13 protein-coding genes are annotated in these 16,181 nt (G+C 67.2%); 11 read left to right on the top strand and 2 right to left on the bottom strand.

The genetic code is table 11. The features are described 5' to 3' along the window. Positions 1-180: 180 nt before the first annotated feature. Positions 181-903 carry an acetoacetyl-CoA reductase gene (gene phbB, locus H7F51_RS02920; RefSeq protein WP_185662716.1) on the bottom strand — a complete coding sequence of 241 codons (723 nt, stop codon included), beginning with the start codon at positions 901-903 and terminating at the stop codon, positions 181-183. Positions 904-1,071: 168 nt separating this feature from the next. Beyond that, a complete protein-coding gene (locus tag H7F51_RS02915; RefSeq protein ID WP_343061182.1) occupies positions 1,072-1,824 on the bottom strand; it encodes a hypothetical protein in 753 nt (250 codons plus the stop codon). Positions 1,825-2,162: 338 nt separating this feature from the next. Here H7F51_RS02915 and H7F51_RS02910 point away from each other — a divergent pair, with 338 nt between their 5' ends. The 11 genes from H7F51_RS02910 (at position 2,163) to H7F51_RS02860 (ending at position 16,168) form a co-directional block, all read left to right on the top strand. After that, positions 2,163-2,669, top strand: a complete 507-nt coding sequence (locus H7F51_RS02910) for a DUF3576 domain-containing protein (protein ID WP_185662715.1) — start codon at positions 2,163-2,165, stop codon at positions 2,667-2,669. 59 nt (positions 2,670-2,728) lie between these two features. Continuing rightward, positions 2,729-4,168, top strand: a complete 1,440-nt coding sequence (locus H7F51_RS02905) for a UbiA family prenyltransferase (RefSeq protein ID WP_185662714.1) — start codon at positions 2,729-2,731, stop codon at positions 4,166-4,168. 64 nt (positions 4,169-4,232) lie between these two features. Beyond that, positions 4,233-6,770, top strand: coding sequence for a leucine--tRNA ligase (leuS, locus tag H7F51_RS02900; protein WP_185662713.1), 2,538 nt, complete (start codon positions 4,233-4,235; stop codon positions 6,768-6,770). Beyond that, positions 6,767-7,291 (top strand): LPS assembly lipoprotein LptE, encoded by a 525-nt coding sequence (gene lptE / locus H7F51_RS02895; protein WP_185662712.1) that lies wholly within the window; start codon positions 6,767-6,769, stop codon positions 7,289-7,291. The genes leuS and lptE overlap by 4 nt, the downstream gene beginning before the upstream one ends. A gap of 22 nt (positions 7,292-7,313) precedes the next feature. Then, on the top strand, positions 7,314-8,345 hold the full coding sequence (holA, locus tag H7F51_RS02890; RefSeq protein WP_185662711.1) for a DNA polymerase III subunit delta: 1,032 nt from the start codon (positions 7,314-7,316) through the stop codon (positions 8,343-8,345). A 180-nt stretch (positions 8,346-8,525) separates the two neighbouring features. Further along, positions 8,526-9,917, top strand: coding sequence for a sugar transferase (locus tag H7F51_RS18795; protein ID WP_185662710.1), 1,392 nt, complete (start codon positions 8,526-8,528; stop codon positions 9,915-9,917). Positions 9,918-10,128: 211 nt separating this feature from the next. Then, on the top strand, positions 10,129-10,464 hold the full coding sequence (locus H7F51_RS02880; RefSeq protein ID WP_185662709.1) for a hypothetical protein: 336 nt from the start codon (positions 10,129-10,131) through the stop codon (positions 10,462-10,464). Between the two features lie 131 nt (positions 10,465-10,595). Further along, positions 10,596-11,996 carry an O-antigen ligase family protein gene (locus H7F51_RS02875; protein WP_185662708.1) on the top strand — a complete coding sequence of 467 codons (1,401 nt, stop codon included), beginning with the start codon at positions 10,596-10,598 and terminating at the stop codon, positions 11,994-11,996. A gap of 19 nt (positions 11,997-12,015) precedes the next feature. Next, entirely contained in the window at positions 12,016-12,720 is a 705-nt protein-coding gene (locus H7F51_RS02870; protein WP_185662707.1) for a polysaccharide biosynthesis/export family protein, read from the top strand. A 15-nt stretch (positions 12,721-12,735) separates the two neighbouring features. Then, positions 12,736-14,949 (top strand): GumC family protein, encoded by a 2,214-nt coding sequence (locus H7F51_RS02865; RefSeq protein ID WP_343061180.1) that lies wholly within the window; start codon positions 12,736-12,738, stop codon positions 14,947-14,949. 1 nt (position 14,950) lies between these two features. Then, positions 14,951-16,168: a hypothetical protein gene (locus H7F51_RS02860; protein ID WP_185662706.1), complete on the top strand. Its 1,218-nt coding sequence runs from the start codon at positions 14,951-14,953 to the stop codon at positions 16,166-16,168. Positions 16,169-16,181 lie beyond the last annotated feature (13 nt).

Here is a 16,181-nt window from a genome sequence, read left to right as displayed (position 1 = left end):
CGCTGGGGCCCTGCGCAAGGCAGCCGCCCACACGGCCCTACCGCCGGAAGACGTATCGGGGTGCAGGGGTATCAACCCCTGCATTATCTATCTGTTCTGAAACCGCTTTGCGGCCTTTCAAAAAGAAAAAGCCCCGCGTTCCCGCGAGGCTTCCCCTTTCATCCGACCGGCAAAGGCCAATCAATACATGTGCTGGCCGCCGTTGACCGACATGGTCGAACCGGTGGCGAAGCCGCCGTCTTCCGAGGTGAAGAAGGCCACGGCGCGGGCGATTTCCTCGGCGTGGCCAAGGCGGCCGACCGGGATCTTGGCCACGATCTTCTCCAGCACCGGGGCGGGCACGGCGGCGACCATCTCGGTGTCGATGTAACCCGGGGCAATCGCGTTCACGGTCACGCCGAACTTGGCGCCTTCCTGGGCCAGGGCCTTGGTGAAGCCGTGAATGCCCGACTTGGCGGCGGCATAGTTAACCTGGCCGTACTGGCCGGCCTGGCCGTTGATCGAACCGATGTTGACGATCCGGCCCCAGCCGCGCTCGCGCATGCCGGGGAAGGTGGCCTTGGCCATGTTGAAGCAGCCGCCGAGGTTGATGCGCATCACCTCGTTCCAGTCGTCGAAGGTCATGCGGTGCAGCACGCCGTCGCGGGTGATGCCTGCGTTGTTGACCACGATGTCGATCGGGCCGAGGTCGGCGGCGACCTTGGCGCAGCCGGCGATGCAGGCCTCGTGGTCGCCCACGTCCCACTGATAGGTGGGGATGCCGGTCTCGGCGGTGAATTCGGCAGCCTTGGCAGCATTTCCGGCGAAGTTCGCGGCAACCGTCGCGCCTTGTTCCTTCAGGGCGAGGCTGATGGCCTTGCCGATACCGCGCGAGCCCCCGGTGACGATTGCAACCCGTGTCATCAGTATCATGCCTCCAAGGAAAATAGCCTCTCCTGTGGCTATGGCTATGTCAGCCAAGGGCACTGCGCAAAGCGAAAAGTGCACGCGGCAGGAATAAATAATCCTGCTGCACTGCGGCATGAGAAATGGCGGAATTCAGCCAGTTCGGATCAGAAACCGAACTTCACCTCAGAAACGGAACTGGGTGCCCACATAGACGGCCTGGTTGTCCTTGGTCGCGTCACTTTGCGGCAGCAGGCGGTCCCGGTCCTGCGAATAGCGCACCCCGGCGGTGACATCGAGGTTGCGGGTCAGGCTGTAGGACCCGCCGACGTCGACGGTCTGCTCGCCGCTGCCTTCCAGCGTGCGCGGGGCACGGCCGGTCTTCTCGCGCTCGTCGAGCGAAATCCGCGCATTGAGCCGCGAAGGTTCGTCCGGCACGCCCGAATGGAGGCGGAAGGCGGAAAGTTCGGGCATGTCGGCGCGGATCTTGTCGGTGCCGGGCAGGGTGAAGCTCTGGTAGCCGCGCGAGACGCCGAGGCTGTAGGCGGTCGAGGCGATGCGCAGGGCGGCCGCGCCGCCCGACAGCGGCGCGTCGCCGATCGGCTTGCCCACCGATATGGCCCGGGCCGTGGCCGGATCGACGCGCACCGCCACGGTCACCGCGCGGTCGGCGCGATTGGTCGACCCGGCAGGGGTAAAGCGGAACATCTGCCCGCGCCCGAGCGCGCCGATGCGGATCGAGCGGGCCATTTCGGGATCGACCGTGGCGGGAATCAGCGAACCCTCGGCCGGAGCGGCCAGATTGGTCTCGCGCAGGTCGAAATTGCTGGTGAAGGCGAGGACGGCGCTGGGCAGGGCCAGGGCGACCACCGCGGCAGACAGCAGGAAGGCCGGGCTGGGCCCGCCATTGCTCCGCCGCTGAACGCTTGCCCTGGACACGTCATCACTCCCTGCACCCGCCTTGCACCACCGCGCCTGAACCGCCGCTGAGCGGCGCTGGCGAGACTCGGGCGGGCTTGCTCCCATTGTGGGCCCCACGCGCATCTTTTCCAAGGTTTTTCGCAGGATCGCCCGGCGCGCCGGGGCGCGGGGCGCCCGCAAGGTCGCCCTCCGCACCCCGCATTCAGCCCAAGTTCAAGCGCCGACAGGCCAAGCCGCGAGGCCGATCACGCTGCCCGCCCTCGCACTGGCCCTTGCCGCTGCGGCGGCGGCGGTTATAGAAGCCACACACAACGGGCGCCGCAGCGTCCGGCGCGAACACAGGAATAGACCGCAAGATGACTGGCAGCACCGCACAAGGCCGCAATTCCTCCGCTGCGCAGGGCGCGCAGCGCCGGCTTGGAAGCGCTGCGCTGCGCCGGCTCGGAAGCGCCGCGCTGGTCGGCGCCCTGGCGCTCGGGCTCGCGGCCTGCGGCCACAAGGATCGCCCCAAGGCCGATCTCGCCGCCTCGCGGGTCACCACCATCGGCGTCAATTCCTACCTGTGGCGCGCCTCGCTCGACACGCTCTCGTTCATGCCCCTGCTGCAGACCGACAGCCAGGGCGGCGTGATCGTGACCGACTGGTACGCTAACCCGCAGAACCCGGGCGAGCGGATGAAGGTCACCGTCACCATCCTCGACCAGGACCTGCGCTCGGACGCGCTGCGCGTCGCGGCCAGCCGTCAGGTCTCGCAGGGCGGTGCCTGGGTCGATGCCCCGGTCCAGGCGGCCACGGTCCAGCGGCTGGAAGACATCATCCTGACCAAGGCCCGCGCGCTGCGCCAGCAGGCGTCCGCCGGCTAAACGGCGCCAGCTGATCAGGCGCCGGAGCGGGGGCTCCGGCTTCAACAGGGGGCAAAGGTTTGAACGCAGTCCTGTCCGGCACTCCCGATCTCGTGCCCCTTGCCGTCGATGTCGATGGCACCCTGGTACGGACCGACCTGCTGCACGAGGCTGCGCTCGAACACGTCGCCCGCAATCCGCACCGCACGGCGCATCTTTTCGGCTGGCTCGGTGGCGGCAAGGCCGGCTTCAAGTCGCGGCTGGCCGATCATGCCGCGCCGGAGCTGGACAGCGTCCCGCTCCACGAGGAAGTGGTCGACCTGATCCGCGCTGCCCAGGCCGAGGGGCGCCCGGTCTGGCTCGCCTCGGCGTCCGACCATCGCTACGTTGCCGCCCTCGCCGAACGGATCGGCGGGATTGCCGGCGTCATCGCCACGACCCCCGGCCAGAACATGTCGGGCCGGACCAAGGCCGCCGCGCTCGATGCCGCCTTCGGCGCGGGCGGTTATGACTATGCCGGCAACGACACGGTCGACTTTCCGGTCTGGCGGCGGGCGCGGCGGCAATATGTCGTCGCCGCCTCGTCGCGGTTCGAGCGGGCGGTGCTGCGCGAATTTCCCGCCGCCGAGGTGATTGCCCGGCCGCGTACCGGGCTTGCCGCATGGCGCCGGGCGATCCGGCCGCACCAGTGGGCCAAGAACCTGCTGGTCTTCCTGCCGATGATCGCCGGGCACGACTTCACCCTGCGCGCGCTGGTCTTCGCGCTGATCGCCTTCGTCTGCTTCAGCGCCGCCGCATCCAGCGCCTATATCGTCAACGACCTGCTCGATCTCGCGGCGGACCGCGCGCACCCGACCAAGCGGGCCCGGCCTTTCGCCTCTGGCGAACTGCCGGTGATGCACGGGGCGCTGCTCTCGGCCGCCCTGCTGTTCTTCGCGGTCGATCTCTCGCTGCTGCTGCCGTGGCGCTTCGCCCTGGTGCTGGGCGGCTATGTCGCGGCCACGCTGGCCTATTCGCTGGTGCTCAAGCGCAAGCCGCTGATCGACGTGATCGCGCTCGGCGGGCTCTACACGGTCCGCGTCATCGGCGGCCTCGTCGCCACGGGCGAGAAATATTCGCAGTGGCTGATGATGTTCAGCCTGTTCCTGTTCCTCAGCCTCGCCGTGGTCAAGCGCTGCACCGAACTGGTCATGCGGCGCGAGGCGGGCAAGGGCGACGTGCCGGGCCGCGGCTATACCGTGGCCGACCTCGCCGTGCTGTTCCCGGCGGCCGTCGCCTCGGGTTACGGCGCGATCCTCGTCGTGGCGCTCTACATGCAGAGCCCCGAGGTGCTGGTGCTCTACCGCCACTACAACCGGCTGTGGCTGCTCTATCCGCTGCTGCTCTACTGGATCTCGCGGATCGTCCTCATCGCCAGCCGCAACCAGCTGCATGACGATCCCGTCGTCTTCGCCCTGACCGACCGGACCAGCTGGGTGGTCGGCGCGCTTGCCGCCGGGGTCATTGCGATCGCGATCTAGCCGCTTGCAGCGGCGTTGCAGTCCGCTTGCAGTCGGGCGGCGCGAACCCTAGAGGGTAGGCGCCATGACCACCAATCCGCTTCAGGACCGCTTCGATCCCGCCACCGCCGATGCCCGCTGGCAGGCCGCCTGGGATCAGCGCCAGGTATTCCGCGCCGACGATTCCAGCACCAAGCCGCGCAGCTATGTGCTTGAAATGTTTCCCTATCCTTCGGGACGCATCCACATCGGCCATGTCCGCAACTACACGATGGGCGATGTCATCGCCCGCGCCAAGCGGATGCAGGGTTTCGAAGTGCTCCACCCGATGGGCTGGGACGCCTTCGGCATGCCGGCCGAAAACGCCGCCATGGAAAAGGGCGTCCACCCCGGCGGCTGGACCCGCGAAAACATCGCCAACATGAAGGCGCAATTGCAGCGCCTCGGCTTCGCGCTCGACTGGAGCCGCGAGATCGCGACCTGCGAGCCGGACTATTACGGCCAGGAACAGGCTCTTTTCGTTGATCTTTTTGCCGCTGGCCTTGTCTACCGCAAGGAAAGCGCGGTCAACTGGGACCCGGTCGACTGCACGGTGCTGGCCAACGAGCAGGTGATCGACGGACGCGGCTGGCGCTCGGGCGCGCTGGTCGAGAAGCGCAAGCTCAACCAGTGGTTCCTCAAGATCACCGACTTCGCCGACGAACTGCTCGAAGGCCTGACCACGCTCGACAAGTGGCCGGAAAAGGTCCGCGTGATGCAGGAAAACTGGATCGGCAAGAGCCAGGGCTTGCAGTTCGCCTTCACCCTTTCCACCGGCGAGCAACTTGAGGTCTATACGACCCGGCCCGACACGATCTTCGGCGCCAGCTTCGTCGCGGTCGCGGCCGATCACCCGGTGGCGCAGCACCTTGCTGCGAGCAGCGCCGAGGCGAAGGACTTCATCGCCCTGTGCAAGCAGGGCGGAACGACGGCGGCCGAGCTGGAAACGGCGGAAAAGCTGGGCTTCGACACGGGAATTACCGCAAAGCACCCGTTCACCGGGGCCGACCTGCCGGTCTATATCGCCAACTTCGTGCTGATGGACTACGGCACCGGCGCGATCATGGCCGTGCCAGGGCATGACCAGCGCGACTTCGATTTCGCCACCAAGTATGGCCTGCCGATCACCCGCGTCGTCGCGGCCAGTGCGGACGAGGCGAACAAGCCCTTTGCCGGCGAGGCCGAGGCGGGCGACGGGGTGCTGGTCAATTCCGGCTTCATCGACGGCATGGCGGTCGATGCCGCCAAGGCCGCCGTCATCGCCCGCGCCGAGGGCGAGGGCTGGGGCGAGGGCAAGACCGTCTGGCGCCTGCGCGACTGGGGCGTTTCGCGCCAGCGCTACTGGGGCACGCCGATCCCGTTCATCCACTGCGAGGTCTGCGGCGTGGTTCCGGTGCCGAAGAAGCATCTGCCGGTCACCCTGCCCGAAGACGTCGATTTCTCTGTCCCCGGCAACCCGCTCGACCGGCATCCGACCTGGAAGCATGTCGACTGCCCGCAGTGCGGCCACAAGGCGCGGCGCGAGACCGACACGCTCGACACTTTCGTCGATTCGTCGTGGTACTTCCTGCGCTTCGCCAGCCAGCCGGCCGACCGGCCGTTCGATCCCGAGGAAATTGCCCGCTGGCTGCCGGTCGAGCAATATATCGGCGGGATCGAACATGCGATCCTGCACCTGCTCTACGCCCGGTTCTGGACCCGCGCGCTGGAGCGGATCGGCAAGATCGCGGTCAAGGAGCCGTTTGGTAGCCTGTTCACGCAGGGCATGGTCACGCACGAGACTTACGAGCGCCGGAACCCCGAGAACGGCCAGCCGATCTTCTTCGCCCCCGGCGAGGTGGACCGCACGGGCGAGGGCGCGACGCTCAAGGCCGATGGCCGGCCGGTCGAGGTCGGCCGGGTTATCAAGATGTCGAAGTCGAAGAAGAACGTGGTCGATCCCGATGAGATCGTCGCGGCTTACGGCGCCGACGCGATCCGCTGGTTCATGCTGTCCGACAGCCCGCCCGAGCGTGACCTGCCGTGGTCCGAGGCCGGGATTGAGGGCTGTGCGCGCTTCGTCCAGCGCCTGTGGCGCCTGTTCGGCCAGTTCGATGCAGCCGCCGAAGGTGACGATAAGGTGCTCGACCGCAAGCGCGACCAGACCGTCGCAGCCGTGGCCGATGACATCGCCGCGCTTTCGTTCAACAAGGCCGTCGCCCGGATTTACGAGCTGACCAACGCGACCGAGAAAGCCGCGCCCTCGGCCAGCCGTTCGGCCGCGATTCGCGCCGTCCTGCTGCTGATCGCGCCGATGATGCCGCACCTTGCCGAAGAGGCCTGGGCCGCCATCGGAGAAGTGGGCCTGATCGCCGAAGCGGGCTGGCCGGAGGTCGACCCGGCCCTGCTGGTCGACGACGAGGTGACCGTGGCGGTCCAGGTCAAGGGCAAGCTGCGCGATACCCTGACCGTGGCCAAGGGCACCCCGCGCGAGGCGCTGGAGGCGCTTGCCCTTGCCAGCGACAAGGTGCAGCGTGCGCTTGACGGGGCAGAGGTGAAGAAGGTGATCGTGGTGCCCGACCGGCTGGTGAACCTGGTGGCATGAGGCGCGCCGCGCTCCCGTTCGCCGTTGGCGTGATGGCCCTGGCCCTGCCGCTGGGCGGATGCGGGCTCCAGCCGATGTATGCCGGGGGCAGTTCCGGCACCGTCGCGCGCGGCCTGGCCGGGGTGGAGGTGACGCCGATCGAAGGAAAGTCCGGCTGGCTGATGCGCAATGCGCTGAGGGATCGCCTGGCGCCTTCAAGCCGACCGGGCGGCCAGCCGCAATACCGGCTCGACGTCCGGCTTGATGAGAAGCTCGAGGGCCTTGGCCTGCTGTCGGACAATTCAATCGCGCGCGAACGGCGCACCCTGCGTGCGCGTTATCAACTCGTTGATCTTGCCAGCGGGCGCATCCTGCTCGATGCCAGCGCCGGGGCCGATGCCGGGATCGATGTGGTCTCGTCCGAATATGCCACGATTGCGGCCGAACAGACCGCGCTCGAGAACCTGACCAAGGAAGTGGCCGACCGCATCGTCACCAACCTCGCCCTGACCCTGCGCCAGGGCGCGCCGGTACGCCAGTGACGGCAGCTGCACGGCCAGCGCGATGAAGGCCACCCAGAAGGACTTCGCCGCAATCGCCCCGCGTGCGGCGCGCGAGGCCAACGTCTTCTTCCTCTGCGGGCCGGACGAGGCCGGTGTTTTCGAGGCCGCGGCGCGCATCACCGAACTGCTTGCCGATCCGGGCGAGCGGGTCGAGCTGTCCGGCGCCGATCTTCGGCGCGATCCCGTCCGGCTGGGCGACGAGGCACGCTCGACCTCGCTGTTCGGAGACAGCCGGCACATTTTCGTCCGGGCCAGCGGTGACGAGGCGGCCGAAGCGGTGGAGATCCTGCTCGGCGGCGAGGCGGCGCCCTGTCCGGTGCTGATCGCGGCGAGCGGGGCGACCGACAAGTCGAAGACCGCCAAGCTGCTGGCCGACCGCAAAGATGCCCTCGTCGCCATGTTCTGGCCGCCCGACCTCAAGTCGGTCGCCGCGACCGTGCGCCAGATCGCCGACAAGGAGGGGGTGCGGATCGACGGCGCCCTTGCCGAGCGGATAGCCCGCGCCGCCGGGCTCGACGTGCGCCTGGCCCGCTCGGAAATCGAGAAGATGGCGCTCTATCTCGACGCCTCCGCCTCCGCGCCGCGCAGCGCCGATCCGGCCGTGTTCGACGCGATCGGGGCCAGCACCGAGGAGGATGGCTTCATGCCCATCGTCAATGCCGTGCTGGGCGGGGAGACCGGGCGCCTCGCGGGGGAGCTGCGGCGGATGCGCGAGCTGGGCCTCAACCCAGTGGCCGTCCTGCTGGCGTTCGAACGGCGTGCGGCGCAGCTTGCGGCGCTGGCCGCCAAGCTCGGCCCGCGCGGCGATACCCGCGCCTTGATCGAGGCGGAAAAGGCCGCGCGGCGAATCTTCTGGAAGGACGAGCGCGATCTTGGGAACCAGCTCAAGCGCTGGCGCGGCAAGCGGCTGGAACGGCTGGTCGACAAGTTGACCGGCCTGCACCGCGCGATGCTGGCCAATAGCCAGGCCGCCGAATTGTTGCTCTGCCAGGGACTCGCCGAGATTGCCCGCGCTGCAACACCAAAGAATTGATCCGTAACGGAACTAAGCGCTTATCCCGAGGTTTGGTGAAGGTTGTGCTTGCCAGCCCGGGGTTCTGCGTTGCAACATCCGCAAAAGGCCGAGCACCCTCAGGAGCAAAACAATGGCCGCGGCGGGCGCGTTTCATCCGATCTGGAAGCTGACTGTGCGGGTGTACGGGTGAATATACCTATGCCTGCAGTGAAGGCGGTGCCCCTTCAGCGTACGGTCCTGCCCGATATCCTTGAAGTGCCCGCGCTCGAGCGGCGGCGCCTGCAATGTTACATCGCGTTGATGTGTGGCGATATCGCCATGCTGCTGGGTGTGTTCGTCTGCGCGGGCTGGCTTTACACCGGGACGCCGGGGATAGGCGCCGGGTTGATCCTGGCCCAGTTGCTGATGCCGGCATTCCTCACCATCGCCCTCTACAACGGCGCCTATTCCCGGCGTGCGCTGGAGGATGCGGTCTATGGCGGGGTGCGCGCCGTGCTAGCCTTGGTCATTTCCTCGGCCGTGGTGATGTTCATCGCCTTCTACACCAAGACCTCGCAGGAATTTTCCCGCGTGTCGTTCACGGCGAGCGCGCTTGGCGCGGTCTTCCTGCTGCCGTGGTGCCGGGCGCAGCTGCGCCTGGTGGTTATCTGGCGCTGCGGCCACAAGGTGCTCAACGAACTGGTGATCCATGACGGCGGACCAGACATCAACCTGCCGGGCGTGCGGCACATCGATGCCGCGCGCTATGCCCTGATCCCCGAGTTGGCGGACCCGGTGGCGCTCGACCGGATCGGCTCGGTGCTGCGCAATGTCGATCGCGTGATCATCAGCTGCCAGCCCGAGCGGCGTCAGGCCTGGGCCTTGATTCTCAAGGGCGCGAATATCGAGGGCGAGGTGATCGACGATGCGATCGTGGCGCTCGGCGCCCGCGGCGCCCGCCAGGCGGGCGGGCGCGGCCTCCTGCTGGTCTCGCTCGGCCCGCTCGGCCTGCGCGCGCGGGCGGTGAAGCGTCTGTTCGATCTGGCCGTGGCCGGGTCGGCGCTGCTGTGCCTGTTTCCGTTGCTTGCCGTGACCGCCCTGCTCATCAAGCTGGAAGATCGTGGGCCGGTGTTCTTCGTCCAGCGCCGGATGGGCCGGGGGAATACCTTTTTCTCGATGTACAAGTTTCGCTCGATGCGGGTGGCGCGGCTCGATCACGATGGCGCCCAGTCGGCCGCGCGCGACGACGAGCGGGTGACCCGGGTGGGGCGGTTCATCCGCCGCACGAGCATCGACGAGTTGCCCCAGCTCTTCAACGTCCTGTTCGGAGACATGAGCATTGTCGGCCCTCGGCCCCACGCAATTGGCTCGCAGGCCGGTGACAAGCTGTTCTGGGAAGTCGACAAGCGTTATTGGCTTCGCCACGCCCTCAAGCCGGGTTTGACTGGTCTTGCCCAGATCCGCGGCTTTCGCGGGGCAACCGAGCATGAATCCGATCTGGCCAGCAGGCTAAACGCCGACCTCGAATATTTGAACGGTTGGTCGCCCTTGCGCGACTTTGCGATCATGGTCGCAACTGCGAGAGTTCTCGTACACGATCGCGCTTACTGAGCGGCTGCGGCGAAAATTAACCGTTTCTGAGAAAAGTTCCCTAGGTAGAAATGCTTGGAACCCCGTCACACTTGCTGCGTTATCGGGGATCAAGCGGCCATGCTGCAGTGGAAGGCGCGGTAGAGCGGGCTCTGCTGCCACTGCGAAAAAAGCAATGGACTGTGGGGATATACCTATGATAGCCAAATCATAAGGTAAATGGAGGCGCAGTGTGACCAGTCAATTTCTAGCTATTATGGCCTCGGCCGGTCTGGTGACCGCCGGCGTCGCCGCAACCAGTGAAACCCGTTCTGCATCGGCCATTCCGGCCAAGATGGTTGGCATGTCGCACGCCGCCAAGGTCGGTCGTGCGCCCGTCGCTCGCCAGGGCAATGCGCCCGATTGTTCGATCGCCAGCAACCAGGATCTTCCGGCCTGCGCAAACCCGGGTGCCGGTCCCGGCGCTGGTGGCGGTGGTGGCGTCAGCGGCGGCGTTCTCGCTGCTATCGCGGCTGGTCTTGGCGTCACGGGCATCGTGATCGCGGCCAAGAACGACAGCAACGGTTGATTCGGCTTCGGCCGCAGGAGATGCCTGCTGCAAGTGGGTGGCTCACTTAAGGAAACCCCCTCCGGAGAGGGGGTTTTTCTTTGCCCTGGCCCGCCGGCCGGAATATCCGGGCGGGAAGAGGGGGCCGGGTCTTGCAGGGCCGCTTGATCGAGGATGAAAGCATCCAGATGACCGAGTTGGGGCAGCGCGCCGCCCGCCGGCGCAATCTTGTGGCGATGGTGCTGGTCGGCGGCGGCATGGTGCTGGGCGGTGGCGGATCGCCGTCTCCTCTGCCGGAACTGGCCCTGCAGTTGCTGGCCTGCGCGCTGCTCGCGTCGTGGGCGCTGTGTGCGCGCGGCGCGGTGTTTCCGGCCGCGCGGCCGGCCTGGACGATCGTCGCCATCCTGCTTGGCCTGCCCCTCATCCAGTTGATCCCCCTGCCACCCCTGCTGTGGCATGCCCTGCCGGGGCGGGAAACCGAACGTGCCGCCCTGGCCTTGGTCGGCGCGGAGGATGCCTGGAAGCCTTGGTCGCTCGTTCCCGCGCGAACCCTGGCCTCGCTCCTCGCGCTCGCCGTTCCCGCCGCGCTGGTGCTGATGGTGACGAGCCTCGACCGTTTCGGCCGCGCCATGGCGATCGGCATGATCGCGGCGGTGGGCGCGCTGGCCTTGCTGGTCGGGGTGGCGCAAATGGCCGGGGGCGATGCCAATGCCTGGCGCTTCTACGTTCCCGATGGCGCCTATGTGAACGGGTTCCAGGCCAATCACAATTCCGCCGCCGACGTGCTGTTGATCGCCATGGTCGCCTTCGCCGCGACCGTGCGTGAACTCGAGGCGCGGCGGCCGGAGCGGCGCAATCCGGCCGTGGCCCTGGGCTTCGTCTCGGGGGGAACCGTGCTGTTTTCGCTAGGGGTCTTCTTCACCGCATCGCGCGCGGGCACGATGCTGCTGCCCGTGGCCTGGCTCGGCGTGGCCTTTATCGCGCGGACCTGGATCCGGCCCGACCGGCGCACCATCCAGCGGCTTGCCGTGCTCGCGGGCGGGGGGCTGGTCGTGCTCGCCATCCTGGTCATGACGAGCGGCATGGCCGCCCGGGTTATGCACCGCTATGATTTCGGCGGCGAATTCCGCCCCCAGTTGTGGCGCGATGCCTTGTTTGCGGTCGGGCAATACTTTCCATTCGGCTCTGGCATGGGCACATTCGTCCCCGTGTTCGTGGCGGCCGAGCGGCTGGAGGCGGTAGATGCGACGATGCCTAACCGCGCGCACAATGACTTCCTCGAATTCCTGATCGAAGGCGGGGTTTTCGCGGCCATCGCGCTGTCTTCCATCCTCGCCATCCTCACGCGCCGCCTGATCCAGCGTTGGCGCGAGGCGCGAACAGGCGGGGGCCACGCGCAGGTCGTCTTCGCCGCCGCGGCCTGGGCCATCATCGGCTTGCATTCGCTGGTGGATTATCCCTTGCGCTCGATGGCGCTGGCCTGCATTGCTGCGGTTGCAATATCTACGCTGATGCCCTTAGTGAATTCCCGTGGGGACAATCCAAATGCTTGAGAGGAAATCAGGAACTGCCATGATCAAATGGATTGTCCCTGTCCTGTCCTGCTGCTTTTTGCCCGCCCTGCTGGCCGGCTGCGCGACCGCGGGTCCGAGCCCGCTGCCGACCGGCGCCGAAGCCTATGCGGTCATCCCTGAACATGTCGCCGCGAGCCAGGCAGGCGAAATCATTGCCCCGGGCGACAAGCTCGACATCCGGGTCTTCGGCGAACCTGAACTGTCCGGTGACGGCTATGTGGTGGACAATCAGGGGTTCATCCAGGTCCCCCTGGTCGGCGAGATCATCGCTTCGGGGCAGACCGCGCGCGGTCTTGCAGACGAGTTGCAGCGCCGGCTGGCCGCACGCTACCTGCGCAATCCGAGCGTCACGGTTGCCTTGGCCGAACGGCCCCTGTCGACCTACACGGTTGAAGGCGACGTGACGGCGCCGGGCGTCTTCGCGGCCACGCCCAGCACCACCCTGCTCACCGCGATGGCCCAGGCCAAGAGCCCGACGAAGACCGCGCGAACCAACGACGTGATCGTGTTCCGCCAGATCAACGGCCAGAAGGCCGGCGGCCGGTTCGATCTCAATGCGATCCGCCGCGGCCGTTCGCCCGACCCGCAGGTTCTCGCCGGTGACACGGTGGTCGTGGTCAATTCCGCGGCCAAGAGCGCCTGGCGCGACGTGTTGGCAGCCCTGCCGCTGCTCAACACTTTCGTCCTCCTGAGACAGAATTAAGCGGAAAGTCAGATCGTGGCCACCACCGTCTCCTATGATGAATCCGCCGCCCGCCGCATGTCGGCAAGCCTTGCCGAAGAGCAGGCGCTGAACCTGCCCCAGGCCGGGTTCGACTATCGCTACGTGGCCGCCGCGATCCGTGCGAACCTGCTGCTGATCACCGGGATCGTGGCCGCGGCCATTGCCGTGGCGGTGATCGCGACCATGCTGCAGACGCCGCGCTACACCGCGAGCGCCACGGTACAGATCAACGATACCGTCAACCGGGTGCTCAACAAGGACGAGGACAACCAGTCGAGCGAAATGGGCGGCTGGGATGCCGACCGCAACCTGAAGACCCAGATCGACATCCTCAAGAGCCGCGGTCTGGCCCAGCGCGTCGTCCAGAAGCTCAACCTGGCGGCAAACCCTGCCTTCTTCGCGTCGCAGGAAGTAACCGCGCCGAGCGGCGCGCCGACCGAGGCGACCAAGGCCATGGCCGCCGGTCTGCTCCAGGCGCACCTCAACGTCGTCATGCCGCGCGATTCCAGGATCGTTGCGCTGACCTGGGAAAGCGCCGATCCGCGCATGTCGGCGCTGATCGCCAACACCTACGCGAGCGAGTTCATTCAGGCCAACTTGCAGCGCAAGTTCGATTCCTCGGCATATGCCCGCAATTTCGTGTCGGAGCAGCTCGCGGAAACTAAGCGCAAGGTTGAGGAATCCGAACGTGCCCTCAACGACTATGCCCGCCAGAACGGCCTGATCCGCACCCGCGACGCTGCCTCGTCCGCGGGCGACAAGAACGGCGGCAGCACCGATGGCGGCCAGTCGGTCACCACGATGAACCTGATCCAGCTCAACACCGCGCTGAACGAGGCGATGGCACGGCGCATCGCGGCCGAGGGCCGCTGGAGCGCGCTGACCGGCAAGCCTCTCCTCAGCACGAGCGAAGTGCTTAACAACGGCACGGTCGGGTCACTCCTGAACCTGCGGGCCGCTGCCGAAGCCGACCTGCAGCAGGAACAGTCGCGTCACCTCGAAGACTATCCCACGGTCCAGGCCAAGAAGGCCGAGATCGCGGCGATCAACCGGCAATTGCAGCAGGCCGCGACCAATGTGCGTGATTCGGTCCGGGCCGAATACCAGGCGGCGGCGGCGGCGGAAGCCCGGCTGGCCGCTCAGGTCAACACGGTCAAGGGCGCGACGCTGTCCGAGCAGGATTCCAACGTTCGCTACAGCCTGCTCGCCCGCGAGGCCGACACCAACCGCCAACTCTATGACGGCCTGTTGCAGCGCTACAAGGAGCTGAACGCCTCGGCCGGCATTTCGCTGAGCAACATCTCCATCGTCGATTCGGCTGACGTGCCGGGCAGCCCTTCGTCGCCGAACCTGGGCAAGAACCTGCTCGCGGCTCTGATCATCGGCCTCGTCCTGGCCGGCGCCACCGTCTTCTTCAAGGACCAGTTCGACGATTCGATCCGCGTCCCGGAAGATGTCGAGGCCAAGCTCGGCATGCCGCTGCTGGGCGTCGTACCCAAATCGCTCGGCGACGAGCCGGAAATCGCCCTCACCGATCCCAAGTCACCGGTGTCCGAAGCCTACAATTCGCTGCGCGGGTCGCTGCTCTACTCGACCCCCGATGGCCTGCCCCAGGTCATTCTGCTCACCAGTGCGCAGCCATCCGAGGGCAAGACCACCAGCAGCTATGCGATCGCTTCGAGCTTTGCCCGCATGGGCAAGACCGTGCTGCTGATCGACGCCGACCTGCGCCGTCCGTCGCTGCACCGCCAGATCGGCTACGACAATGCGCGCGGCTTCAGCACCTTGCTGACCTCGCACGAGCCTCTGGCTTCGGCGGTCATGCCCTCGGGGCTCGAAAACCTGACCCTGCTGACTTCCGGCGCCATCCCGCCGAGCCCGACCGAACTGCTTTCGAGCCTGCGACTGGAGCAGATCATCCAGGAGGCCGCGCGCCAGTTCCAGGTGGTGATCATCGACAGCCCGCCGATCCTCGGCCTGGCCGATTCGCCGACCATGGCGGCCCTGGCCGACGGCGTGGTTTTCGTGGTCGAAGCCGGTCGCAGCCGGCGCGGCGCGCTCAAGACGGCCCTGCGCCGCCTGCGCGGCATGCGTCCGGTCATGCTCGGCGTGATCCTGACCAAGTTCGATCCGCTCAAGGCCGGCAACCGGTACTCGGAATACTACGGCTACGAATATTACCAGTACGGATCGCAAAAGTCGGCCTGACATGGCGAAGGCTGGCGCACAGCTGACGAGGCAGGGCTGGTTGGGCCGGGTTCGGTCGGCTCAGCGCCCGCTGGCCCTTGCCGCCAGCCTGGTCGTCTCCGCCTTGGCCATCGTCAGCGGGATCGATCGCGAGACCCGGGCCCGTCCTGATCTGGCGGCCAGCCTGCCGCTGCAGTTCGGCCCGAACGCGCAAGCCGCTCTGGCGCACGGGCGTCTCGCCGAAAATGACTTTGGCGCCGCGCGCGGCCACGCCGAGGCGGCGGTTCTGAGCGCACCGATCGAGCCCGACAGCACGGCCCTGCTCGGGGCGGCCCGCGCCGGGTCGGGCGACCTTGCCGGTGCCGAGCGCGCCTTCCTGGTGGCCGGCCGTCTCGGCTGGCGCACGCCGATCACCCAGTTCTACTGGATGCAGGGTGCGCTCGACGTGGGCGACGAGCGGGTGGCGGCACTGCGGCTCGATGCGATCCTGCGGGCCGATCCTGCGCTCGTCGGAAACCGCAACTTGCTGGCCCCACTGGAAGCAAGCGAGGCGGGGCGCGAAGCCCTGTCCGTGCAATTGCGGGCCGCGCCGGATTGGCTCGAGCGCTATGGCGGGGATGTCGACGCTCTCACTCTGCCCGAAGCCGCGATCCGCGCCGACGTGCTCGGCCGCCTGGCAAGGAGCGGGCATCCCCTGGGCTGCGTTGCGGCCGGTCCGCTGACGCGGCGTCTCGTCTATCTGGGCGACATTGCGCTGGGCAACGACTTCTGGCGGCGACACTGCCCGGGAAGGTCCGGCAGCCTGATCGCGGACCGTACCTTCGGCGATCTCCAGGTCAACCAGCCGGCCAGCCCGTTCGACTGGACCGTGATCGGCGACAGCGATGTCAGCGTCACCGTCGATCCGGCCGGGGCGGGGCAGCAGCGCCTGTTGCTTGCCAGCAGCGCGTCGTTCCCGCGCAAGATCCTGATGCAACTCATCGTGCCGCCTCCCGGCAATTACCGGCTTTCCTGGAGCGCCACCGTCGCGGGCGGAGCGCCGCGCGACCGGATCGTGGCCACGGTCTCGTGCCGGCCGGATGCCCAGGATTGGCTGACGCCCGCCCTCGACCCGGCCAGCAAGCGGTACTTTGTGGACTTGTCGGTCGATGCCAGCTGCACCGGCCGGTGGATCGGTTTTGGGCTTCTGCCGGGCAACGATGCGGTGAGCTTCGGCTCCGTTGACTTCCGCCCGCGCTAGGGCCGGTTGCAAG

It is taken from the genome of Novosphingobium flavum (assembly GCF_014230315.1).
Classification (GTDB): Bacteria; Pseudomonadota; Alphaproteobacteria; order Sphingomonadales; family Sphingomonadaceae; genus Novosphingobium; species Novosphingobium flavum.
Note: the sequence above shows the minus strand (reverse complement) of the source record. Positions and strands in the feature narration are given on the sequence as shown.